Annotated in this window: 18 protein-coding genes; 9 read left to right on the top strand and 9 right to left on the bottom strand. The window is 70.9% G+C overall.

Going from position 1 to position 22,923, the window contains the following annotated elements; translation table 11 throughout:
- Nucleotides 1-1,083, top strand: a complete 1,083-nt coding sequence (locus AB0B98_RS11910) for a LacI family DNA-binding transcriptional regulator (RefSeq protein ID WP_357362360.1) — start codon at nt 1-3, stop codon at nt 1,081-1,083.
- Between the two features lie 148 nt (nt 1,084-1,231).
- Nucleotides 1,232-4,693: an alpha-glucuronidase family glycosyl hydrolase gene (locus AB0B98_RS11905; protein WP_357362358.1), complete on the top strand. Its 3,462-nt coding sequence runs from the start codon at nt 1,232-1,234 to the stop codon at nt 4,691-4,693.
- A 176-nt stretch (nt 4,694-4,869) separates the two neighbouring features.
- On the opposite strand, the gene AB0B98_RS11900 is transcribed toward AB0B98_RS11905, so the two are convergent.
- The gene (locus tag AB0B98_RS11900; protein ID WP_357362356.1) at nt 4,870-7,869 is read right to left on the bottom strand and encodes a glycoside hydrolase family 95 protein; all 3,000 of its coding nucleotides are present in this window, start codon (nt 7,867-7,869) and stop codon (nt 4,870-4,872) included.
- A 455-nt stretch (nt 7,870-8,324) separates the two neighbouring features.
- Between AB0B98_RS11900 and AB0B98_RS11895 the strand changes: the two genes are divergently transcribed.
- Together AB0B98_RS11895 and AB0B98_RS11890 are read left to right on the top strand one after the other, a co-directional pair.
- Nucleotides 8,325-8,792 carry a hypothetical protein gene (locus AB0B98_RS11895; protein WP_238668535.1) on the top strand — a complete coding sequence of 156 codons (468 nt, stop codon included), beginning with the start codon at nt 8,325-8,327 and terminating at the stop codon, nt 8,790-8,792.
- Nucleotides 8,793-8,869: 77 nt separating this feature from the next.
- Nucleotides 8,870-9,877 (top strand): hypothetical protein, encoded by a 1,008-nt coding sequence (locus AB0B98_RS11890; RefSeq protein ID WP_357362354.1) that lies wholly within the window; start codon nt 8,870-8,872, stop codon nt 9,875-9,877.
- A gap of 15 nt (nt 9,878-9,892) precedes the next feature.
- On the opposite strand, the gene AB0B98_RS11885 is transcribed toward AB0B98_RS11890, so the two are convergent.
- A complete protein-coding gene (locus AB0B98_RS11885; RefSeq protein ID WP_357362352.1) occupies nt 9,893-10,696 on the bottom strand; it encodes a helix-turn-helix transcriptional regulator in 804 nt (267 codons plus the stop codon).
- 172 nt (nt 10,697-10,868) lie between these two features.
- Here AB0B98_RS11885 and AB0B98_RS11880 point away from each other — a divergent pair, with 172 nt between their 5' ends.
- Together AB0B98_RS11880 and AB0B98_RS11875 are read left to right on the top strand one after the other, a co-directional pair.
- The gene (locus AB0B98_RS11880) at nt 10,869-11,213 is read left to right on the top strand and encodes a DUF1330 domain-containing protein (protein WP_238668538.1); all 345 of its coding nucleotides are present in this window, start codon (nt 10,869-10,871) and stop codon (nt 11,211-11,213) included.
- A gap of 110 nt (nt 11,214-11,323) precedes the next feature.
- Nucleotides 11,324-12,199 (top strand): alpha/beta hydrolase, encoded by an 876-nt coding sequence (locus tag AB0B98_RS11875; RefSeq protein WP_357362350.1) that lies wholly within the window; start codon nt 11,324-11,326, stop codon nt 12,197-12,199.
- 7 nt (nt 12,200-12,206) lie between these two features.
- Here the strand turns inward: AB0B98_RS11875 and AB0B98_RS11870 are convergent, their stop codons facing one another.
- Nucleotides 12,207-12,437: a hypothetical protein gene (locus AB0B98_RS11870; protein WP_357362348.1), complete on the bottom strand. Its 231-nt coding sequence runs from the start codon at nt 12,435-12,437 to the stop codon at nt 12,207-12,209.
- Nucleotides 12,438-12,562: 125 nt separating this feature from the next.
- Between AB0B98_RS11870 and AB0B98_RS11865 the strand changes: the two genes are divergently transcribed.
- Nucleotides 12,563-12,958, top strand: coding sequence for a hypothetical protein (locus tag AB0B98_RS11865; RefSeq protein ID WP_357362346.1), 396 nt, complete (start codon nt 12,563-12,565; stop codon nt 12,956-12,958).
- A gap of 15 nt (nt 12,959-12,973) precedes the next feature.
- Here AB0B98_RS11865 and AB0B98_RS11860 read toward each other — a convergent pair whose 3' ends face one another.
- The 4 genes from AB0B98_RS11860 to AB0B98_RS11845 form a co-directional block, all read right to left on the bottom strand.
- Nucleotides 12,974-13,357 (bottom strand): hypothetical protein, encoded by a 384-nt coding sequence (locus AB0B98_RS11860; RefSeq protein ID WP_328655335.1) that lies wholly within the window; start codon nt 13,355-13,357, stop codon nt 12,974-12,976.
- A gap of 124 nt (nt 13,358-13,481) precedes the next feature.
- On the bottom strand, nt 13,482-14,651 hold the full coding sequence (locus AB0B98_RS11855) for a hypothetical protein (RefSeq protein ID WP_357362344.1): 1,170 nt from the start codon (nt 14,649-14,651) through the stop codon (nt 13,482-13,484).
- On the bottom strand, nt 14,648-15,163 hold the full coding sequence (locus tag AB0B98_RS11850; RefSeq protein WP_357362342.1) for a SigE family RNA polymerase sigma factor: 516 nt from the start codon (nt 15,161-15,163) through the stop codon (nt 14,648-14,650). Before AB0B98_RS11850 ends, AB0B98_RS11855 begins: the two co-directional genes overlap by 4 nt.
- A 233-nt stretch (nt 15,164-15,396) precedes the next feature.
- Nucleotides 15,397-16,575, bottom strand: coding sequence for a MalY/PatB family protein (locus tag AB0B98_RS11845; protein WP_357362340.1), 1,179 nt, complete (start codon nt 16,573-16,575; stop codon nt 15,397-15,399).
- Nucleotides 16,576-16,858: 283 nt separating this feature from the next.
- Here AB0B98_RS11845 and AB0B98_RS11840 point away from each other — a divergent pair, with 283 nt between their 5' ends.
- Nucleotides 16,859-17,905, top strand: coding sequence for an SMP-30/gluconolactonase/LRE family protein (locus tag AB0B98_RS11840; RefSeq protein WP_357362338.1), 1,047 nt, complete (start codon nt 16,859-16,861; stop codon nt 17,903-17,905).
- A gap of 51 nt (nt 17,906-17,956) precedes the next feature.
- On the opposite strand, the gene AB0B98_RS11835 is transcribed toward AB0B98_RS11840, so the two are convergent.
- Nucleotides 17,957-18,595, bottom strand: coding sequence for a hypothetical protein (locus AB0B98_RS11835; protein WP_357362336.1), 639 nt, complete (start codon nt 18,593-18,595; stop codon nt 17,957-17,959).
- A complete protein-coding gene (locus AB0B98_RS11830; protein WP_238668547.1) occupies nt 18,592-18,753 on the bottom strand; it encodes an NAD(P)-dependent oxidoreductase in 162 nt (53 codons plus the stop codon). The genes AB0B98_RS11835 and AB0B98_RS11830 overlap by 4 nt, the downstream gene beginning before the upstream one ends.
- Before the next feature lie 73 nt (nt 18,754-18,826).
- Between AB0B98_RS11830 and AB0B98_RS11825 the strand changes: the two genes are divergently transcribed.
- Nucleotides 18,827-22,909 (top strand): tetratricopeptide repeat protein, encoded by a 4,083-nt coding sequence (locus AB0B98_RS11825; protein WP_357362334.1) that lies wholly within the window; start codon nt 18,827-18,829, stop codon nt 22,907-22,909.
- Nucleotides 22,910-22,923: the final 14 nt, after the last annotated feature.

Genomic DNA, 22,923 nt, shown 5'->3' with positions numbered 1-22,923 from the left:
ATGCCCGACCACATCAGCCCGCCGGGACAGCGAGTCACGATCTACGACGTCGCCCTCGAGGCGGACGTCTCACCGTCCACGGTGTCCCGCGCCTTCTCCCGACCCAGTCGCGTCAACTCCGAGACCGCCGAACGGATCCGGCAGGTCGCCGAGCGGTTGGGCTACCGGACCAACCCCCTCGCTCGCGCCCTCACCACGTCGCGTACGCAGATGATCGCGCTGGTCATCGCCGACATCACCAACCCGGTGTACGCCGAGATCGTGCGCGGCGCGCAGGACGCGGCGACCGACGGCGAGTACACGACAGTGCTGATCGACGCCCAGGAGTCCGACCGGCTGGAACGAGCGGCGGTCGAGCGCACCTTGTCGACAGTCGACGGAATCGTGCTGGCGAGCAGCCGGATGTCCGACTCCGCCATCCGGATGGTCGCCAAGCAGCGACCGGTGGTGGTCCTCAACCGCGCTCTGGCCGACGTGCCCTGCGTCGTCACGGACGACAGTCGTGGGGTGCGGCGGGCCGCCGAGCACCTCGGTGAGCTGGGGCACGACCACATCACCTACGTCGCCGGGCCGCAGGCGTCCTGGCCCAATGGCATCCGCTGGCGGTCGCTGCTCGAAGCGGGCATGGAGCTGGAGATCAAGGTTCGCCAGATCGGGCCGTTCAGTCCCACCCTGGCGGGCGGTGAGCGGGCCGCGCAGGAGCTGTTAGCGCGTCCCGCGACGGCGGTCCTCGCGTTCAACGACCAGATGGCCATCGGGATCATCCGCGGTCTCAGCCGGATGGGCGTCAACGTTCCGGGCGACGTCAGCGTCGTCGGTTTCGACAACATCCTCGCCGCCGACATCGTCACACCCGGGCTCACCACCGTCGCGGCTCCGCTCTACGCGGAGGGCTCGGCCGCGACCCGGCACCTGCTCACGATGATCGACGGGTCGCCCGGGCACACCGGCCGACCCATGGTCCTGCCGGTACGCCTCGTGGTCCGCGACTCGACGGCAGCGCGCAACCCGGCCCCCGGTCGGGCCCGGCCTGCGTGGGTACGGCAGCGACCCGTTCCCGGCCCGGCGGCCCAGAGGCCGTGAGGGCCGGGCGGCCCCGCGACAAGAAACGACAACTCGTTGCCGACCCGGAGCCAGGCCGGGAAGGATCGACGCGCATCCATCCAGCAACGTCGTTGCGCTCGCGGGACGGGCCGAACGGCGTCCCCAGCGAACGAACGAGGAGATGGCGATGAACCGAGCTTCGGTGCCCCGGCTACGGCGAACCCTCATCGTGCTGGGCACGGCACTGGCCACCGTCGCAGCCACCCTCACCGTCGCCACCGCCACGCCGGCCGCCGCGGCCCCGTCGCCGGACGACTACAACGGCTCCGACCTGTGGCTACGGTACGTACCGGTCGACGACGCGAAGCTGCTGCGTGACTACCGCCGCGCGGCCACCGCCATCGTGGTCGAGAACGCCGACGCCACGAAGGTCCACCGGCACACGACGGACCTCGCCATGGCCCCCGGTTCGAGCGAGAAACTCGTCGAGACCACGCTGGGCGCAGCCCGGGACGAACTGGTCCGCGGCCTGGGCGGGCTGCTCGGTCGACCGACACCCGTGGCGTCGGTCGACGACGGAACGGTCCCGGACGGCGCGGTGGTGGTGGGCACGCCGACGAGTTCGCCGCTGGTGGGCCGCACCATCACGACCCGCGACCTGGCCACTGTGGGCGACGAGGGCTACCTCGTCCGGTCGGTGGCGAAGGGCAGGGCACGGTTCACCGTCATCGCCGGCAACACCGACCTCGGCGCGCTGTACGGCACCTTCGCCTTCCTCCGGCTGCTCCAGACCCGGAAACCCGTCGACCATCTCCGCGTCGCGGAGTCACCGAAGATCAAACATCGGTTGCTGAACAACTGGGAGACCGAGCGTCTCTACGCGGGCAACAACGCCTCCGGGCTGGGTGGGCTGAACGGGGAGAGCGGGGCGATCTTCAACTTCGCCGCTACCGGCGCCAGCGCCGGCCGGAACCTGCCCGTCATCCTCGACCGCTACCTCGTCATGGCCCGCGCGTTGGCGTCGCTGGGCATCAACGGCATCACCATCAACAACGTCAACGCCGACAACGCGTACCTGACGAGCACCCGCATCGCGCAGGAGGCGGCCCTCGCCGACGCGTTACGTCCGTACGGCATCAAACTGGGCCTGTCGATCCGCTACACAGCGCCCACCGACAGCCGGTTCGCGCCGGACACCCTGACCAACAGCCAGCTCGATCCGTACGGCGCGGATTTCCGGGGCTGGTGGCACCGCCGGGCCCAGCAGATCCAGGCTGCGATCCCGGATTTCATGGGCCTCACCGTCAAGGCCAACTCCGAGGGCCAGCCGGGGCCACAGGACTTCGGGTACGACCACGGTGACGGCGCCAACGCCATCGCCGCCGCCGTGGCGCCGCTCGGGATGACTGTGCACTGGCGGACGTTCGTCTACAACGCCGAGGTCGACAACGACCGGCTCAAGCGGGCCTACCTGGAGTTCGGGCCGATCGACGACGAGGTCCAGCCGGACGGCAGCCGGGGACGCTTCGCCGACAACGTGTTCCTCCAGACGAAGAACGGGCCACTGGACTTCCAGGCCCGCGAGCCCATCCACCCGATGTTCGGCCGGATGGAGAACACCAACCAGGCCCTGGAACTGCAGATCACGCAGGAGTACACCGGCCAGAACTGGATGCTGGCCTACCTCGGCCCGATGTACGAGGAGATCCTCAAGACCGACACGTACGCCACCGACGCGAACGGAAAGCTGCTCGAGAAGCGCCTGGTCGGCAACATCGTCGACGGGACCGCCCAGCACCACCCGGACACCGCCATCGTGGGTGTGGCCAACCTCGGCAACGCGGACAACCTGACCGGGCACCACTTCGCCCAGGCGAACCTGTTCGCCTTCGGACGTCAGGCGTGGGACTGGACCCTCGACTCGGCGGACATCGCGACCGACTGGACGCGGATGACGTGGAGCAACGACCGGCGCGTCGTCGACACCATCCACCGGATGATGATGGGCTCGTGGGAGTCGCTGGTCAGCTACCAGACGCCGCTGGGCATCGGCCACCAGTTCGCCGAGGGCGCCCACTACCGTCCCGACCCCGCCGACTGGGCTGGCCGCGACGACTGGAGCCCGATCTACTACAACAAGGCCGACAGCGTCGGTCTGGGCTTCGACCGCTCCCCCACCGGCAGCAACCTGGCCGCCCAGTACTTCCCTCGGTTGCAGCAGCGCTACGGGAACATCAACTCGGTCCCGGAGAACCTGCTGATGTGGTTCCACCACGTGCCGTGGGGCCATCGCCTGGACAGCGGCCGGACGTTCTGGGACGAGTTGGTCTACCGCTACCAGATGGGCGTGCAGTACGTGACCTGGATGCGGGAGACCTGGGCCACGCTCCAACCCGACATCGACGCACGCCGGTTCGCTGAGGTACGCGACAAGCTGGCCGTGCACGAGGCGGACGCCGCGGACTGGCGGGACACCTCGGTGAACTACTGGAAGGAGTTCAGCGGGCGGGACATCCCGGTCGACGACGCGCCACTGTCGGCGACGATCGTCGTCAACGGCAAGAGGTTCGGTGGCTTCAACCTGTCGGACACCTCGTACACCATTCCGGTGCCGGCCGGGGCGTCGCCGATGATCACCAAGGTGCGGACGGCCGACCGGAAGGCCCGCTACGAGATCGTCTCCCAGGCGTCCGGCGTGCCCGGTCAGGCGGTCGTCAAGGTCACGACGGAGAGCTTCTTCGGCCCTCTGGTGAAGAACTACGTCTTCAACCTGGTGCCCGACACGACGCTGACGGCCCTGCGCGTCGACGGCAGGCGTCTGGCGTCCTTCGCGCCGACGGTGCTGCACTACAACGCCCTCACGGCGGCCGGCACCACCACAGTGCCGGCTGTCACCGCCAGCGCCGCCGACCCCGCCGCCACTGTCGCCGTCGAGCAGGCGACCAGCCCCACCGGGCAGGCTCGGGTCACCGTCACCAACGGCGGAGCCTCGTCGGTCTACACGGTCGACCTGAACACCACGATCACCGGCAGCGACGAGTTCGACTCGGCCCAGCTCGGCCCGCAGTGGCAGTGGGTCCGCCCGGACGAGGGCAACCGGCGTCTGGCCGACGGGTCAATGGTCATCACCGCCCAGCAGGGCGACCTCCAGGGCAACACCAACACCGCGAGGAACCTGGCCCTGCAGGACGTCGACGGCGACTGGACGGCCGAGTCCAGAATCGTCTTCTCACGCCCACTCGCCACCAACAACGAACAGGGCGGTGTGCTCGGGTACGCGGACGACAACAACTACGTGAAGCTCGCCTGGGAGATGGGCAACGCGACAGCCGCCGTCAACAAGAACCGGATCGTCTTCCTGCGCGAGCAGAACGGCACGGCGTCCACACTGGAGATCACCGGAGCCGACGCTCAGCGCATCGTCGGGGCCGACGGCGCGATCTGGCTGCGACTGACCAAGATCGCAAACAGCTACCGCGCCTACTACTCCACCGACGGAAGCGTCTACCGCTACATCGGCTCCACCACGCTGAACGTCGAGCCGACGAAGGCCGGGCTGCTGGCCTTCAACCGGGCCGGCACCTCCACCGACCTCGACGTCGCCTTCGACTACTTCCGCATCGAGAGCCGCGGCGAGCGTATCCGCTAGCCCGCCCGTTGGCCGGGTCCGGTGCCAAGCCGGACCCGGCCAACGTGTGGCTCGACAAGTCTGGACGTCGTGGAAGTCGGCGATCCTGGTTAGGGTGACGCCGAAAGACGCGACCGGGCCCGCCCCCAGAGTGGGGACGGGCCCGGTCGTGCTCCCCCGAGCAGGAATCGTTGCCGTCAGCCCCCGATCGCGATGGCGAAGATGTGCATGGTCGGCACGTTCGTGGCGGGCCGGGCGCTGATGTTCGGCAACACCACCGAGGCCACTGCCTTGTTCTGCAACCCGACGCCCACGTAGTAGACGCAGGCGGCGGTGTTCTGCCGCTGGTTGTTGGGCCGGTTCTGGTACGCCGACACGATCGCCGCCGTTCCGGCAGAGTTCGGCCCGCCGTACCAGTCGGGCGTGCTCAACGTGAACGTCTGCCGGGTGCCGTCGGCGTAGACCACGGTGCCGGTCCCCGACACCGCGCCGTAGGTGCCGGTCAGCAGGAAGCCGAGCGTGCTGCCGGTGCCGGTCACGCCGATGGTCTGGCCCGACGCGATGGCGTTGTCGGCGGCCCCGGAGCTGACGTTGGGCCAGCGGAAGTTGACCCCGTTGCGGCTGATCGTGCCGCCCGGGCTGGCCCCGGCCTGAGCCAGGGCCTGCGCGGAGAGGGAGGCCCCACCGCCGTCGAAGTTGCCGACGTTGGTGTTGCTGTCGCTGGTGATGCCGACATTGCTGAAGCTCTGCTCCAGCGTCGGCGTGGCGACCCCGGAACTGGTGACCCGGTAGGTGCGCCCGGCCTGCACGGTGACCTCGATCAGGTCGGACTCGATCCGGGTGGTCCGGGCCGCCGTACCGTCGGCGGTGTCGACCACGGTGACGGTGCCGGTCAGGATCCGGGAGCGCAGGCGGACGGTGCCGGCCCGGTCCGGTCGGATGAGGATCTCGGTGGCCAGACCGCTAGCCCAGGTGATGCCGACCGTGTGCCCGCCCCGACCGCGCAGGCCGGTCACCCGCCCGCTCGGCCAGGCCGGCGGCAGCGCGGGCAGGACGTGCAGCTCGCCGGTGTGGCTCTGCAACAGCATCTCGGCGATGCCGGCGGTGGCGCCGAAGTTGCCGTCGATCTGGAACGGCGGGTGCAGGTCGAACATGTTGGGCGCGAGCCGCGCGGTGGTGGCGAGGTAGCGGATCAGGTCGTGGGCCCGCTTGCCTTCCTCCATCCGAGCCCAGAAGTTGATTTTCCAGGCCAGCGACCAGCCCGTGCCGTCGTCGCCGCGCAGCGCCAGGGTCCGCCGGGCCGCCTCGAACAGCTGCGGGGTACCGCGCTTGGTGATCTGGTTGCTGGGTGCCAGCCCGTAGAGGTGCGAGATGTGCCGGTGGTTGGGTTCGGTCTCCACCCAGTCGTAGAGCCACTCCATGATGTTGCCGCGCGAGCCGACCTTCATGGGTGGCAGCCGGTCCCGGGTGGCGCGAACCTGCGCCCGGAAGGTGGTGTCCACGTTGAGGATCTCGCTGGCCCGGGCGCACGCGTCGAACAGGTCCCGCAGGATCTGGTTGTCCATAGTGGGGCCGGCGCACACGCTGGCGTTCGAGTGGTGGCTCAGCTCCGGCGAGTTCGACGGGTTGGTCACCAGGTAGCCGAGGGTCGGCTCGGTCACCAGGGTGTTGAGGAAGAACTGCGCCGCGCCCTTCATGGCCGGGTAGTTCGTCCGCAGGAACTCGATGTCGCCGTTGAACAGGTAGTGGTCCCAGATCAACGTGGACAGCCAGGCGCCGCCGGTCTGCCACATGCCCCAGAACGCGCCGTCCACCACCGCTGTGGCCCGCCACGCGTCCGTGTTGTGGTGGGTGACCCAGCCACTGGCGGAGCCGTACTGCACCTGGGCGGTCCGTGCTCCGGCGACGGCGAGGTCTCTGACCATGTCGAAGACCGGGTTGTGGCACTCGGCCAGGTTCGTGGTGTTGGCCGGCCAGTAGTTCATCGGCAGGTTGGCGTTGATCGTGTACTTCGAGTCCCATGCCGGGGCCAGCGAGTCGTTCCAGATGCCCTGGAGGTTGGCCGGCTGGGTGCCGGGCCGCGAGGACGAGATCAGCAGGTAGCGACCGTACTGGAACAGCAGCGTGGAGAACTGCGGGTCGTTGACGCTGTTGTGCTGGGCGATCCGGACATCAGTGGTCTGATCGGCCGCGGACGTGCGGCCCAGGTCCAGGGTGACCCGGCCGAACAGCGCCTGGTAGTCGGCCACGTGCCGGCTGCGCAGCTGGTCGTAGCTGCTGGCCCGCGCGGCGGTGAGGCGCTGCCGGGCGATGCCCTGGTAGTCGCCGCCGACGTTGCGGTAGTTGACGTAGCTGGAGCCGATGGAGATCAGCAGGACCACGCTGTTGGCGTTCGTCACCCGCAGGGTGCCGCCGGAGCTGGACACGCTGCCGCCGCTGACTGTCGCGTTGGCGAGCGCGAGGAAGCGGACCTGACCGTTGACGCCCTCCATGTTTCCGGAGATGCCGTCGAGGCCGATGGTGGTGCCGTCGGGGCTGGACACCGACGTCCGCTGCGGGCTGTCGAAGGTGGCGGTGAAGCTGATCGAGCCGGTCCGGTCGGCGGTCAGTCGCATGGCGATGACCTGATCCGGCGCGCTCGCGAACACCTCCCGCTGGTGGCGAACGCCGTTGAGCACGTACGACGTCGTGACGGTGGCGGTGGTGAGGTCGAGCGTCCGGTCGTACTGTGACGCTCCGCTGGCGGAACCGAAGGCGAGCCGCAGGTTGCCGACGGTCTGGTAGGCCAACTGGCCGCCGGGGTTGCCCATCATGGTCTGGTTGATCAGATCCTGGGCCTGGGTCCACTGGTTCGCGTTCACCAGCCGCCGGATCTCCGGCAGCGCCGCCGCGCCTCGGGTGTTGCTGGGATCGTGCGGCCCACCGGCCCAGACGGTGTCCTCGTTGAGCTGAAGCCGCTCGGTGTCGACGTTGCCGAAGACCATCGCGCCGAGCCGGCCGTTGCCGATCGGCAGCGCCCGTAGCCAGTCGGTGCCGGCCCCTTCGTCGTACCAGAGGGCGAGGTCCCCGGCGGCCAACACCTGCGGCGGGGCCGCCGAGTCGGCCTTGGCCACGGCGGTCCAGGGAACCGGCAGGAGAGCACCGCCCGCGCCGGCTGCGCCGATCTTGAGGGCCTGCCGTCGGGTCAGGTCTGACATCGATCCTCCAAACGGTGACCAGTCCGGCCACCCCGAAGCGTGACAACTATGGGACTCGACATGGGGATCCGCTTGGGTGCGCCAACCGGGACCCTGCCTGAGCAGGCCGACGCCGGGCCTTGGCGAGCCAGACATCTGATGTGTTTCGGGAAGGTTACTCCGGGACCACAGAATAGGCAACGGTCGATCGATGGGAGCCCACAGCACCGCACTGGCCGGTCAGCAAGATGCGCGGGTGGATGAGCAGTGCCGCGCTGAGACGGCACCGCACGGCGATCGGCCAGAATCACGCCGACGACCACCCAACCCGACGGCCATACATCAGATGTACGCAGGCAGACAGCCGAGCTGGTCGTACATCCCCTCCGACGTGCACCCCGACGCGACAGCGCAACCCCGGTGGGGCCACGGACGTGTACTGGGAAACCCCGATCGATGCTTCCCCCGGAGGAACGATGACCCTGACCGCGCTCCGCGCCTTCCTGCCTGTCGCCGCGCTGACCGGCCTGGCGGCCTGCACCACCGCCGCGCCCACTCCCGCCGCAGGGACGAGCACCACACCACCGGCCAGCTCCGCACCCGCCTCGCCTGCTACGCCGCCCACCGCCGTCAGCGCCTCGCCGACCCGCAGCACGTCGTCAGGCACCACCCCGGCCGCCTGTCCGGTGACCGCAGCCACCCTGCAGGCCGCATCGGGACTGAGCAGCACCCACCGGATCGATCCGGATCAGATCAGGTGCGCGAGGCAGTGGGCCACGGCCGGAGTGCTCGCCGTCGACCCGGGAATGCAGGGTGACGGTGTGCTGCTGTTCAAACACTCGGACGGCGGGTGGCAGAAGCTGGGCGAAGGCAGCGCACTCGAATGCACCCCGTTCGGCATTCCGCCGGAGATCGGCGACCAGGTCGGCTGTCGCGACCATTGAGCAGCGGCCCCCGTCCACAATCGGGTTGTTCTCGCCGGCTGCACGGGTGACCATGACGGCATGGCGGGAGCTCGGGGGTGAGATCGCCTCTTCAAGGTGGACTACCGCCCGGCGGCGCGGTGGTGGTCGGGGCCGTCGTGGAGATCGCCTGCGACGAGTCGGGATTCTCGGGCACGAACCTGCTGCACTCGACAGCCCCGGTGATCACGCACGCGAGCGTCGACCTGGCCGTCGACGAGGCGGTCGCGCTCATCACCGCCCTGCGGTCCGGGTTCCGGTTCGCGCCGCACGAGCTCAAGTCCGGCCGGTTCCTGCGCGGCTCGGGTGCGCACGAGGCACTGGAGTGGTTCCTGACGGCGCTGGCCGGCCGCGCGCACGTCCACCTCATCGACAAGGAGTTCTTCCTCGTCACCCGAATCGTGGACTTCCTGCTGACCGAGCCGTCGTACGCGGCGGGCACCCGGCTCGCTCGCGAGCACCATCCGGCCGCTCTCGCCCTGCACGAGGCCGGACGCTCGGCCGGAGGCGACTGGGGCGCCTTCCTGTCGGCGTTCGTCGACCTGGTCCGGATGAAGCGGCGACTTCCGGTCGACCAGACCGTACGGCGGTTCTTCCAGGCCCGGGACACGCTGCGGCGCCACGGCCTCGGCACTGTGGCCGACACCGTCCTCGACGGGCTCAGTCCGAGGCACGTGCGGGCCGTGGTGGCCAGGCTCGACGTCGACGACCGCGCTGTCCCTCCACCACTGGAACCGCTGCTGCCCGCGCTTGCGGAGACGGTCCTGTCCTGGAGCGACGGCCGGCGGCAGGTGTTGGTGACCCACGACGAGCAGAGCGCCCTGACGGCCGACCGGCTGACCCGCCTTCAGCGGGTGTTGGCCGACGAGGGCCAGCCACAGTCGGCCGGTGTGCACCAGGCTTCGGCGTTGCCGAACGGGGTGTCGCCCCTGGCGGGGCTGGTGATGGTCGACTCCCGCGACGATCCGCGCGTGCAGGTGGCGGATCTCCTCGCGGGAGTGGCCCGGCGGATGCCCGGCATCATCGACGACACGCTCCGTCAGCCGCCGCCCGCTCCCCCGGTGTGACGGGCAGCGGCCGAGTCACGACGCGGCACGGGCTCGGAGGGTCTGCGCGGTCGCCGGGTCAGCGGGAAAGAACGCCTCGACGGCCAGCCCGGCGACGGTGACCTCGCGCGGCGTACCGAAGAGGGTGGTGGTGCTGACGAAGGACAGCTCCTGATCACCGTGCCGGTAGCGCAGTGGAACGAGGACACGTGACACGGCATCGCTTGTCGGCGTCGTGTCGACGTCGTCACCGGGATAGCCGCGAAGCTCCTCGTGCAGGTCGTACAGGATCGGGTCGTTTGTCGTCGCCGCCTGCTGGTGCAGCCGTTTCAGCAGGTGGGCGCGCCACTCGGGCAGGTTGACGATGCGCGGTGCCAGACCGTCGGGGTGCAGGCTGAGGCGCAGCACGTTGACGGGTGGGGCGAGCAGGTGTGGCTGCGCGTCCATGGTGAACAGGGCGACGGCAGGGTTGGCGTCGACGAGGTGCCAGTGCTCGTCGACGAGCAGCGCGGGGTACGGGCTGTGACCGTCGAGGATCTGCCGCACCGCGGCCCGTACCGGTGCCAGCTCGGGGTCGCTCAGCTGGTGGCGGGGGTAGGCGGGCGCGAAGCCGCCGGCCAGCAGCATCCTGTTGCGCTCGGCCAGCGGCATCTCCAGGTGTTCGGCCAGCCGCAGGATGAGGTCGGGGCTCGGCCGGGATCGGCCGGTCTCGACGAAGCTCAGATGCCGGGCCGACACTCCCGCCTCGATCGACAGGTCGAGCTGGCTCATCCCGCGAGTCCGGCGCCAGTCGCGCAGCAGCTCCCCCACCGGTCGCCCGTGCCGGGTCGAGATCGTCACCCACCGACCCTAGTTCCACACCGACAGACGGGCCATTACCTGCAAGGTAATCGACAGCCCAACCGGAGAGCGGAGATAGTTCTCCCGGCACGACCGATCCGGTCACGGGAGCGCGGCAGCCCACGCCGACCGCCACCACAGCCAGAAGACCAGACGCAAAGGACAGGCACTCATGGCCGCGTACGCGCTCGCGCACCTCCGCAAGGCACCCTTCCACGCCGAGGTGCTGACGTACCTGGAACGAATCGACGCCACCCTCGCGCCCTTCGCGGGCCGGTTCCTCGTCCACGGCGGTGCGATCGACGTTCTGGAGGGCGACTGGACCGGCGATGTGATCGTCATTGAGTTTCCCGACCTGAACCAGGCCCGCTCCTGGTACCAGTCCAGCGACTACCAGGAGATCAAGCCCTTGCGGACGAGGCACCTCACCGGTGAGGTGATTCTCGTCGACGGAGTCGAGCCCGACCACGACTCGTCGCAGTTGGCCGCGACCATCCGCCGCGCCACCGAGCGGTAGCACCTGACCCTCGACCGTCCGGGTCGACGCACGCGCGTCGCCCCGAAGAACCCGATGGCTCGCCGGCCGCAAGGCACCCGACCCAGGTCAGCCGACCGTAGTCTCATCGGATGCAGGACATCCAGACGCACACCCTGGCCATTCCCGGCGTCGACCTGGTCTACGACGTCCGCGGCCCGCTACCTCCCACTGGCGGCCATCGGGCGCTGCTCATGATCGGCCAGCCGATGACGGCGGAGGGCTTCACCGCGCTCGCCCCGCACTTCGCGGACCGCACGGTCCTCACCTACGACCCGCGTGGCCTGGGCCGCAGCGTCCGCAAGGACGGTCGGTCCGACCACACGCCGCAGCAGCAGGCCGCCGACCTGCACGCGCTCGTGCAGGCGCTCGACGTCGGTCCGGTCGACGTGTTGGCCAGCAGCGGCGGCGCGGTGACAGCACTCGAACTGGTCGCCACCCACCCGGACGACGTCGCCACCCTGGTGGCGCACGAACCGCCGATCAACGCCGTGCTTCCCGACGCCACTGCCGCCGAGCGCGCCCGAGCCGGCTTCTACGAGGCGTACCAGGCGAAGGGCTCGGGGGCGGGGATGGCGGCGTTCATCGCCATGACGTCCTGGCAGGGCGAGTTCACCGATGCCTACTTCGCCCAGCCCACCCCCGACCCGGCGACGTTCGGCATGGCCGTCGACGACGACGGCAGCCGCGACGATCCGCTGCTGTCACAGAGCTCGTGGGCGGTCACCGACTACCGTCCCGACGCGAACGTGCTCACCGCCGCGCCCACCCGGATCGTGGTCGCTGTCGGTGAGGAGTCCGCCGGCACGTACACCGCCCGCACCGCGCTGGGCCTCGCGGCGCTGCTCGGACAGGAGGCCGTGGTCTTCCCGAGCCACCACGGTGGGTTCCTCGGTGGCGAGTTCGGCTACGCGGGCAAGCCCGCGGAGTTCGCCGCACGACTGCGCGAGGTGCTGGACGCCGGCTGACCTCTGCTCAACCGGTGGCGTCGGAGTAGACATCGACGTCGTAGAGCAGCTGCACATCGCGGCGGCCGTTGGTGACGCCGACGAAGACCGGGTCGCCGGACGGGGTGTGGCCCTGACGCCACACCTGTTCCCGGGCCGCCTCCCGCGACTCGTGATGGGCCCTGCCCTCCTGATGCAGTTGCAGCACCCGGCGGGCGGTGCCCCGGTCGGTGTCGAGGTGGATTCGTAGGAGAGGCATGCCGGGACCTCCTTGCTCGACGTCGGATCTCGTGCAGCTGGCCGACCAGCCGTATCGTGAGACACGGGGGCGACGATCCGCCGTCTTCGATTAAACGCCACCCGCTGCGGTCGAGGAGGGCATTTATGACTGGTCTGGCGACCGTCGGCGCAATAGTGGGTGTCCTGCTCGCCGGTCTCGTGGTCCTGGTCCGTAAGCCGACCAACACCCGGTCGGTGCTCAGATGGTCGGCCCTGGCGATCACCGCGTTGGTGGCCGCCGTGCTGGTTCCCTTCACAGTGGACGACTCGGGGGCCGCGGCCAGCTATCTGCTCGGCGTTCCCGTTGTCGCGGCACTGCTGCCCGTTGTCGCGCAGCGGGTCGGTCGGCTGACAGTGGTCGCCGATGTGGTGGCCGCGCTCGTCCTCACCGGCTGGGGTCTGCTGCTCGGGCTGGGCATCGGTGTCGCGTTCCTACCAGCGGTGATACTCCTGATCGCCAGCGCTGCGGGCACCTGGGCGCCGCGACCGTCCACCACGTGACCCGGTGACCAGCGGTCAGCCGTCCGGGGTGAACAGCCCTTGAACGCCGACGACGATCGCGATGAGGCCAAAGATCGCCAGCAACAGTCGGACGCCGGTGGCGCCGTCCGACTGCTCGTCGCGCGGCGTCGACCGCCCGGTCAACCGGCCCCACAGCAGGGCGAGCCCCACACCGATCCCCACCACCTCGAAGTGGAACACCCGGGGCCCGGACACCAGGTGGACGATGAGGTAGTAACCGCCGGTCACCAAAGCCACGAGGCCGACCACCCACGCGATCGGGGCGGCCCGACCGGCGAGGCGGCCCAGGTCATCGCCGACTCGTGGCAGCAGCCGCAGCACCGCCACGGCGAGTAGGAAGCCACCGACGATGTTGGCGAGGTCGAGCAGCAGAGCCATAATCACTGGGAGTCTCCGTCGATCGGGTGATCAGCCGGTGGGAGCGTACCCACGGACCCGGTCGGTTGAAACGGTCCGGACGGCACGCCCCCACGACGGAGTTCGAGCTGGGCCGCTCAACCCCTCACCGCGTGCACCGCCACACCAGCGGCCGGTACGCCTGGTTCTCGTAGACGGCCCCGACCACAGTCAGACCGTCGTCGCTGATCCCCTCCGCCGTGTACGTGCCCGCCTCGGTCGCCTGGACCTCCGGTCGGCCCGGCAACCGGCGGGAGGTGCCGTCCGGGGCCACTACCAGCGGCGCACCGTCGGCGACCAGCACGTCACCACTGCCGGCGATGCCGCTCGCCCCCGGGAAGGGCAACAGGCTCACCACTCCGCTGGCGAGATTCCACAGCACCGGCAGCATCTGCACGGCGCCGCTCCGTCGGCCGCCCGGAACCATGCCGATCGCCCATTCGCCCCGCGCCGATTCGACCGACGCACGCGAATAGCCGTCGGGCAGTGCCAGCGCCGACCCGACACCCTGCGGCGTCCACCGGTAGGGCAGATCGCCCACGGTGCCGACGATCGTGCCGTCCTCGGTGATCCCGGTCGCTGACGACCCTCGCTGGCCGACCAGCCGGTACTTCTGGGGGGTGTCGGTCGACCACGACACAGCCTGGTGCGAGTCGTCGGACCTACGGGCGGTGCCGACGATGTCGCCCCGACCGTTGACGGCGTGCACGAGCACCGCGTCGTAGCCGGGCGGTGTGGCCAGGAAACGCAGCTTCCCGTCCCGGTACAGCCAGCCGATGCCGTCGCCGTTGGTGCCGACCACATCGCCGCGGGTGTTGACAGCGGCCGCGTGTCGCGCGGTGGCCGGCAGGACCACCGGCCGGTCGTCGGTCCACAGCACGACCCGTCCGTCCTCCTGCCCGGTGCCGATGTCGCCGACGATGTGCCGTCCGGTGCTGTCGACTCTGTTGGCCACCGCGACCGGACCGCCGACCGGCTGCGGCAACCACGACGCCTGGCAGGTGACCGGCGGGTGGAAGGTGGCCGACGCGGTTCCCGCCGGTGACACAGCGAGCGCCGACGTGGTGGGAACCGGCGGGCTGGTGGTCCCGCCGACCTGGACGGCACCCACGACACCGACCCCGGCCAGCACCGTCAGCGCGGCTATCCCACCGATCCGGCGACGCTGACGGCGCCGCCGACCGTCGCGCACCGCCCGGCTCAGGTCGACCCGCGGCTCCGGCGCCGGCACCGACCGCAGCAGCTCGGCGATCCGCTGCTCGTCCACCGTGGTCATCTCGGACTCCTCACTGACATCTCGGTGACGTCGAGCACCTGGCGGACGGCCGCCAACGCCCGAGCCGTCTGCGACTTCACGTTGCCTTCGGAGCAGCCCATCGCTGCGGCCGTGTCGGCCATCGACAGGTCGCACAGGAACCGCAGGACCAGCACCGTGCGCTGGCCGCGCGGGAGGCGGGCGAGCGCGGCGAGCAGGCTGCCCCGCTCGGCCAGGTCGTCGTGCGGTGTCACCGGCGAACGCTCCGGCTCCGGCACCGACCCCAACAGGCGAACCTTCGCCCAGCTCAACCGCTTCTCATCGACGAGCTTGTGCACCAGCATCCGATGTACGTACGCGTCGACGTTGTCGGCCCGGCTGACCCGGCGCCAGTTCACGTAGAGCGCCGTGACCGTCTGCTGCACCACATCGTCGGCCAGATGGGCGTCGCCGCACATCAGGAACGCGGTCCTGTGCAGGCTCGGCAGTCGCGCGGAGACGTACTCCACGAACTCACCCTCGGCATCCACCATCGAGGCTCCCTCCTCCGCAAGCTCGACGGGACCGGACGATCATCAGGTTGCGTCCCCGTCGAAGAACTGTCGGAAGCCCTACCGATCGGTCGGGGTCCCGCCCGGACCGGCGGCGGACGGATCAGCGGGTCAGGCGTGCCGCGAGGCGTGTCGGTGCCGCCAGCGCCAGTAGGGCGTCCCGGCGCAACAGCCGGGGAAGGAGTCGAAACACCGCTGCTGCCGGTCGCCCGGTCTCAGCCAACGGCGCTGGTCATCCGGCGTACCGCCTCGATGATGAGCTCCGGCGCGGTGGCCAGGTTCAATCGGACATGCCCCACACCGCCGGTGCCGAACGCCAGTCCGGAGTTCAACGCCACCCGGCCACTGTCGAGGAACACGGTGGCCGGGTCGTCGTCGAGGCCCAGGGCGCGGCAGTCCAGCCAGGCCAGATAGGTGGCCTGGCCGGGCTGGTAGCGGACGGCCGGCAGGTGCTCGGCGAGCAGCGCGCTCAGGAGCCGACGGTTGTCGTCCAGGCCGGCCAGCAGGGCGTCGAGCCACTCGCCGCCGTCGCGGAAGGCAGCGGTGTGGGCGATCACGCCGAGGTGGCTGGTGCTGACGCTGACCCCGAACGGGACACGGGCGAGGTCCCCGGCCGCGGCCGGGCCGGCGACCAGAAGCCCGCCGCGTAGGCCGGCCAGATTCCACCCCTTGGAGGCAGACATCAGCGACAGGCCGTTCTCCGCGCCGGGCACCGAGAGGTACGGCACGAACCGCGCGCCCCCAGCCACCACCGGAGCGTGGATCTCGTCGGCGACCACCCGCACCCCGTGCCGCTGGGCCAGTCCGGCGACGGCGGTCAACTCGGCCGCGTTGTGCACGACGCCGGTCGGGTTGTGCGGGCTGCAGAGCAGATACGCGGCCGGCCGTCCACCGGCGCGAGCCCGCCGGAACGCATCCTCCAGCGTGCCGAGGTCGATCCGCAGGTCCGCGCCGAGCGGTGCCTCCACGATCCGGCGCTCGGCGTGCGCCACCGACTCGTAGAACGGCGGATAGACCGGGCAGTTGACGACCACCGCGTCCCCCGGCTCGGTGACCAGTCGCACCGCCTCGACGACGCCGTGCATGACGTCGGGCACCAGCGCGGTGCGCTCCACGGCCAGCCCGTCCCAACCCCACCGCTGCGCGGCGAACTCGGCCACCGCCTGCGGGTACGCCGTTCCTGCGGTGTAGCCGGTGTCTCCGCGCGCGACGGCATCGGTGATCGCCCGTGCGACCGGCTCGGCCAGGGGCACGTCCATCTCGGCCACCCAGAGCGGCAGCACGTCGTCGGGGTACTCCCGCCACTTGAGGCTCGTCCGCTGCCGGAGCTGGTCGATCGTGAGCTGGCGGAGGGGATTGACCGCGGTTCGGGCACCACCGAGCAGGCCACTCATGACCCAACCCTATTCCCTGCCTCCGGCAGACGCCTCAGGTCACCACTGATTCGTCCACTGTGGTCGTACCGGAAGGATTTCCGGAGACTGTTATGCCATTGACCAGCGTCTTTGTATTTGCCACCCTCGTCCCGCTCGGAATCAACGGCGAAAGATTGCTGCGGGTTGCCGGTTCATAACCTAGGCTCCCGAATATCCACATCGACGGCCCGCCCTCACGCCGTGCCAGCCACCGACCTCGCACGCCGGCCATCGCCACCCTCGACGCCGATTGGAGTACTCGATGACCTGGCGTCCAACCATTGCCGCACTGGCCGGCCTGTGCCTGACGGTCAGCGCCACCCCATTGCCCGCCGGTGCTGCCGCCGACGCTGCCCATGTCAGCGCTCACGCCGCGTTCGCCGGTCCGCCCGGCGCACCGCCCGGGGCCTGCCCGACGGGGGCCAGCTACGGCCCACCGCTGCCGGCCAGCACCGTGACGGCCCCGCGGATCCAGGGCGGCTTCACGTTCCTCGAAGGGCCGGTCTGGGTCGCCGACGGCGGCTACCTGCTGTTCTCCGACATGGCCGCCGGCACCGGGCCGTACAACGTGCAGCCGTCGACGATCCGCCGGTTCACCCCGCAGGCGGGCTTCGACACGTTCATCGCCGACGCCGGCAGCAACGGCCTGGCACTCAGCGCCGACGGCCAGCAACTCGTCGCGGCCACCCACGACCAGCGGAGCGTGTCCGCGTACCGGTTGAGCGACCGGGCCCGCAGCACCGTGGCGGCGAACTACCAGGGCCGGGCGTTCAACTCGCCGAACGACGTCGCGGTCCGTTCCGACGGCGTCGTCTACTTCACCGACCCCAACTTCCAGCGCGGCAACCGCCCCGACCAGATGAGCGGTCGTACCAGTGTCTTCCGCGTCTCCAACGGGCAGGTGTCGCTTGTCGACGATCGGCTGCGCCAACCCAACGGCATCTCGCTCTCGCCGGACGGGACCGCGCTGTACGTCGGCGCCTACTCCGAGAACAAGATCTACAAGTACGCGGTCCAGCCCGACGGCAGCATCGGCGCCCGCAGCGTCTTCGTGAACTACATCGGCGGCCCGGACGGCGGCACCATCGACTGCGCCGGCAACGTGTACTGGACCTCGGGCGGGGACTCCCTGGTCCACGTCTACTCCCCCGCCGGCACCCAGCTCGGCACGATCCGGTCCGGCGGCTCCGGCACGACGAACGTGGCGTTCGGCGGCCCCGACCGGCAGACCCTCTTCGTCACGTCGGGCCGGTGGGGCGACTCCGGGCTCTACAGCGTGCGGCTCAACGTCCCCGGATATCCGTACTGACCGACGGCTGGATGGCGTGCCGCCTCCGTCGTAGCCCGACGAGGCGGCGCGCTATCCGGCAGTCGCGGCGATGAACACCACCGCCCCGACCACCACCAGCGCGGCGGCCAGGAAGGTCTGTCGGCGGGCCCGGCGCAACGCCTCCCGGACCTGCCAGGCGTGCGCCGTGGCGAGCAGCCAGCGCAGGTACGGGTCGGTCCGGGCGATGTTGCGGCGCGCGGTGGCGAGCCCTGCCCGCAGGGCGGCCCGCTCCTGCGGCGGGGCCGTCGACAGGCGGCAGGTGATCTCCGCGGCGATCCGGCGATGACGCAGCAGCGAGTCGACGTCGCCGGCGTACCCGCCGAAGTGGTACCAGGGCTCGGCCTCCAGCCGCTCGCGCAGGCCGCGCAGCTCCGGCCCGGTGAGGGTCGCCGGCGTGGTCATCGGCGGGACGAGCACCTCGCTGGTCCGCCAGATCGCCCAGGCCACGCCGAGCAGCGTCACCAGCAGGCCGCCGCCCGCCCACGCCGCATGGGCCCAGTCGGTGACAGTGCCGGCGGCGATCAGCGGGCCGCCGCCGAGCAGCAGCGCGCCCACCGCGCCGGCCGAGGAGATGATCCACCGTGCCGCCGCCCGACTGTCCGATACCGAGTCCAACGGGGACGGCAGCGCGTCCAACCCCGCGCCGCTCGTCGGCGGCTCCCCGGTCATCGGCTGTCGTCGCGGAAGACGACACCTAACGGGCCGGTCTCGTCGTCGGGCAGATCGGTGTACGGCACCCAGCGCTGGCCGTCGAAGAACTCCAGCTCGCCGCTGTCGTTGATTCGCACGGCGTTGACCTGCGCGAGCTCCTCAGGATCGTCAGCCATGGATACAGTATCGGTCAGCCCGGCAATCCACCTCGGCGTCGGGTCGTCCGCCGGGTGACCGCAGGGGGCCTTCGTGATCCGGTTGACCATCAGCGCGACCGACGTGGTCCTGGCCGTTCGGGGCGACCGGCGCCGACACCCGGTGGGCCCAGCCGATCAACGCACCGCCGACCTGCTCTGGCGGCTGCGCGGCGGCCCCTCGGTGGAGCTGTCGTACGAGGTCGGCGTCGCGCTCGGCCGCCGCTTCCTCGACGCCGCCGGCCCGGTCCTGCACGCTGAACTCGACCGCCCCGGCCGACACCGGCTCGGCATCGAGGTCGTCGACGCGAGCCTGGCCGACCTGCCCTGGGAGACCCTGGTGCTGCCCGGCGAGGAAACGCCGCTGGCCCTGCACCCCGACGTCGACGTGTGCCGGACCGGCCCCGACACACCGGCACCCACGGTCCGGGTGGACGGCCCACTGCGGATGCTCGCGGCGATCGCGAGCCCTGACGACTCGACCCACCCGCTGCTGGACCACGAGCGGGAGCTCGGTCGGATCCTCGGCGCTGTGGAACCCGGGCATCGGCACGGGGTGCGGGTGCGCGTCCTGGAGTGGGGCAGCGCCGCAGCGATCCGGGCCGCCCTCGCCGAGGAGCCGTTTCACGTCCTGCACATCTCCAGTCACGCGCGCCCCGGCGCGCTGCTGCTGGAGACCCCCACCGGCACGGAGGACCGCGTGGACGCCGCGCGGTTCCTGGCCGAGGTGCTACCGCCGGGCCGGACCGTGCCGTTGATCGTGCTGGCCGGCTGCTCCACCGCGCGGCCGGATCAGCGGGAGCTGCCCGGGCTGGCCGGCGCGCTGCTGACCCACGGCGCGCCGGCGGTGCTGGCGATGAACGGGACGGTCAGCGACTGGTACACCATCGAGTTCTGCGCTCGGCTCTACGAGCGATTGGCCGCCCGCAGCGAACCGGAGCTGTTGGCGGAGGTCTCCGCCGTACGCCGCGAGCTGGCCCCGACCGCCGCCGAGTGGTGGATGCCGACGCTGTTCCTGACCGACCCCGGGCTGCGGTTGGCCGGCGGACGGGACGACGCGGCCGTCGCCGCGCCGCCCGGCCAGTCGCTCGTCGGAGACGGTGTGGTGCGCGCACCGACGGACTTCGTGGGCCGCCGGGAGATCCTGCGCCGGCTGTCCCGGGGAAAGCTGCGGGTTCTCGTCCACGGCATCGGCGGGATCGGCAAGACGAGTCTCGCCGCGGAACTCGCGCGGCGGTTCCGCGACGCGGGTGGCATCGTCGTGGCGACCCGCGGCGACGGCACCGTCGACGGGATCCTCGACGAGCTGCGCCGCCAGGTGCAGAGCCGGTGCGTCGCAGCGGCCCCGGACGACCCGCTGCGGCGCTGGCTCGTCGCCCTCGCCGAGCCGGGCCAGGACTGGCGGCGACGGTTGGAGGCGGTCGGCACCGACGGTCCGCCTCTTCTGCTCGTCTTCGACAACGCCGAGGACGCGCTGGACGCCGAGCACCTGTTGGCCGACGCGGATCTGAGCGCGTTCCTCGCCGCCTGGGCGTCCCGCCACGAGCTGGTGGTGACCAGCCGGCACCCGTTCCCGGTCGCCGGTCTGGAAACCTGTCACCTCGGTCCGCTCTCCTGGCAGGAGACCCGCAAGCTGCTCTGGCGGCTGCCAGGCGTGGGCCAGCTGACGCCGGCGGAACAGCAACGGATGTGGCACCGGCTGGGTGGTCACCCGCGCGCGCTGGAATACCTCGACGGCCTGCTGCGCGGCGGCACCGACCGATCCGACGAGGTGGACGGCCAACTGGCCGCAGCCGGCGGTGGCCGGGACGACGGGCCGGCCGAGGTCGGCACGCCGCTGGCCGAGGCCGGCGCGCTGGCCGCCGAGGATGTGTTGCTGCCCCGGCTGCTCGCCCGCCTGGAGGCCGTCCCGGCGGCACGTCGGTTGCTGCTCGGCGCGGCCGTGTACCGCACCCCGGCGGACCGGACCGGCCTCGCCTGGCAGCTCGCCGACCCGGCGGACGTCGACGACCCACCGCCGGCACCGGCGGGGCTGGACGAGTCGGTCGAGACGCTGTCACAGCTGGGGCTGCTCGCCCCGGTGACCGGGGGCCACCTGGTGCACCGGTGGACGGCGGCGAGCCTGCTGCGGATCGCCGGCCGCGACGCGGTGGTCGACGCGCACCGCCGGGCGGGCCGTTACTGGGGCTGGCGGGCCCGCTCCAGCACCGACCAGCACGACTTCATCCGCCGGGCCGTCGAGGCGCGGTACCACCACCTGGCCGCGGGCGACACCGACGAGGTAGTCACCTACTCCGAGCTGGCCTGCCAGGAGTTGCACACGGCCGGGCACTGGGCCTGGGAGGAGAAGATCTGGCGGGAGCTACTGCCGATGGCGCCCCCGGGCTCGGCGCGCCGGGCGAGCTTCCTGAAGGGACTCGGCGACGTGCACCTCAGCCGGGGCGAGTACCCGCAGGCGACGGAGCGCTACGAGGCGGCGCTCACCGTCTACCGGGACCTCGGCGACGACAGCGGGGTCGGCAAACTCCTGCACCAGTTGGGCCTGGTCGCCGACAACCGGGGCGACCGGGCGACAGCGGACCGGCTGTTCCAGGAGGCGTTGACGATCCTGAGCCGGCTCGACGACCGCTCGGCGGTCTCCCGGACCCTGCACCAGCTCGCCGGGATCGCCCGCGGCAACGGCGACCGTGAACTGGCCATGTCGCGTTACCTGCAGGAGCTGGCGATCGCCCGGGAACTCGACGACCTGGACGGGATCGCGGCGAGCCACCACCAGATCGGCGTACTCGCCTTCGAGGCCCGGGACTTCGTGAAGGCGGAGCAGTGCATCCAGGTGGCGATCGCCACCTACGGACGGTTGGGCGCCCGGGTCCGGCAGGGCAGCGGGCTGGTGATGCTCGGGCGGATCGCGCTCGCCCAGTTCGCGTACGAGACCGCCGAGGAGCGGGTCCGTGCCGCCCTGAAGATCTTCGAGGAGGTCGGCAGCAACGGTCACATAGCGGAGTGTTCGCTGCTGCTCGGTCACCTCTCCCGCGACCTCGACGACCTCGAATTCGCCGAGAGCTGCTTCGCCAGCGCCCGGACGATCGTCGCGGCCCTCGGCGAGGACCGGCTGCTGCGCCGCTGCGACGAACTGCTCGGCGGCGTCCGAACTGTCCTCGGCCGGGCTGCCGAGGCGGTGCCGCACACAGTGAACGCGATCGGCGGGGACGACGAGCCGCCGCTCCAGGCGGCCCTGGAATGGCTGGCCGTGCAGCGCCTGGAGCTGGGCCCGCAAGCCTTCTCCGCGGTACTGGCCCGGCACCTCGACCCGCGACAGGCGGCGCAGCGGGTCGAGTGGGTTGAGGCGTACCTGCGGTTCCGGTTCGACGACTCCCACCCGACGCCGCTCGGCAGCGGGTACGTCCTGCTCGCCATCGCCGCCGCCCAGGCGGGTGAGTTCGGCACCGCCCGGATGTGCCTGCTGCGGGCGTTGCCGATCTGTGCCGCCGCCGGTTACCAGGCGGGGGTCGCCAAGTGCCACGAGGACCTCGGCATGGTGGCGCTGGAGACCCGCCGGCTGGCCGAGGCCCGGTCCCGCTACGAGCAGGCACTGGAGGTCTACCGACTACTGCGCCACGAGCCCAACCAGGCCATCGTCCTGCACCAGCTCGGCCGGGTCTGCGAGGAGCAGGAGGATCTCGCCGGCGCGGATGGGTTCTACCGCCGCTCCATAGCGATCAAGAAGCGGCTCGGGAACCTGTCGGGCGTCTCCAACAGCACCTTCCACCTCGGCCGGGTGGCCGGTCTGCGCGGCGACCGGGCCCTGGCCGAGCGGTGCTACCGGGCCTGCCTGCGGATCGACAGCGAGCAGGGCAACTGGGAGGAGGTGGCGCTGGATCAGGTGGCGATCGGGCAGCTGCGCGTCGAGCAGGGCCACCCCGCGGAGGGCATCCCGCTGATCGTCGAGGCACTGAACATCGACCGGCAGATCGGGTCGACGAACGCCGCGCTCGACCTCAACGCGCTGCGCGAACTGCGGGTCCGGCTCGGCGACGAGGAGTTCACTGCCATCCTCACCGACGCCTTCGGCCCGGCCCGCGCCGTCGAGGTGCTCGATCTGATCGCGGTGCTGCCGACCGCGGCCGAGCCGACCTGACCCACCCGGGCACC

The organism is Micromonospora sp. NPDC048947 (assembly GCF_040649495.1).
Classification (GTDB): Bacteria; Actinomycetota; Actinomycetes; order Mycobacteriales; family Micromonosporaceae; genus Micromonospora; species Micromonospora alfalfae.
The sequence above is the reverse complement of the archived record's forward strand: the minus strand, read 5'-3'. Positions and strand labels throughout refer to the sequence as shown.

Bases quoted from the DNA above. Each gene is read 5' to 3' on its own strand.
- AB0B98_RS11880 (WP_238668538.1), top strand. From the start codon at position 10,869: ATGGCCGCGTACGCGCTCGCGCACCTCCGCAAGGCACCCTTCCACGCC.
- AB0B98_RS11830 (WP_238668547.1), bottom strand. From the start codon at position 18,753: ATGGCTGACGATCCTGAGGAGCTCGCGCAGGTCAACGCCGTGCGAATC.
- AB0B98_RS11900 (WP_357362356.1), bottom strand. From the start codon at position 7,869: ATGTCAGACCTGACCCGACGGCAGGCCCTCAAGATCGGCGCAGCCGGC.
- AB0B98_RS11840 (WP_357362338.1), top strand. From the start codon at position 16,859: ATGACCTGGCGTCCAACCATTGCCGCACTGGCCGGCCTGTGCCTGACG.
- AB0B98_RS11850 (WP_357362342.1), bottom strand. From the start codon at position 15,163: ATGGTGGATGCCGAGGGTGAGTTCGTGGAGTACGTCTCCGCGCGACTG.
- AB0B98_RS11905 (WP_357362358.1), top strand. From the start codon at position 1,232: ATGAACCGAGCTTCGGTGCCCCGGCTACGGCGAACCCTCATCGTGCTG.
- AB0B98_RS11895 (WP_238668535.1), top strand. From the start codon at position 8,325: ATGACCCTGACCGCGCTCCGCGCCTTCCTGCCTGTCGCCGCGCTGACC.
- AB0B98_RS11910 (WP_357362360.1), top strand. From the start codon at position 1: ATGCCCGACCACATCAGCCCGCCGGGACAGCGAGTCACGATCTACGAC.
- AB0B98_RS11860 (WP_328655335.1), bottom strand. From the start codon at position 13,357: ATGGCTCTGCTGCTCGACCTCGCCAACATCGTCGGTGGCTTCCTACTC.
- AB0B98_RS11845 (WP_357362340.1), bottom strand. From the start codon at position 16,575: ATGAGTGGCCTGCTCGGTGGTGCCCGAACCGCGGTCAATCCCCTCCGC.
- AB0B98_RS11835 (WP_357362336.1), bottom strand. From the start codon at position 18,595: ATGACCGGGGAGCCGCCGACGAGCGGCGCGGGGTTGGACGCGCTGCCG.
- AB0B98_RS11865 (WP_357362346.1), top strand. From the start codon at position 12,563: ATGACTGGTCTGGCGACCGTCGGCGCAATAGTGGGTGTCCTGCTCGCC.
- AB0B98_RS11875 (WP_357362350.1), top strand. From the start codon at position 11,324: ATGCAGGACATCCAGACGCACACCCTGGCCATTCCCGGCGTCGACCTG.
- AB0B98_RS11855 (WP_357362344.1), bottom strand. From the start codon at position 14,651: ATGACCACGGTGGACGAGCAGCGGATCGCCGAGCTGCTGCGGTCGGTG.
- AB0B98_RS11870 (WP_357362348.1), bottom strand. From the start codon at position 12,437: ATGCCTCTCCTACGAATCCACCTCGACACCGACCGGGGCACCGCCCGC.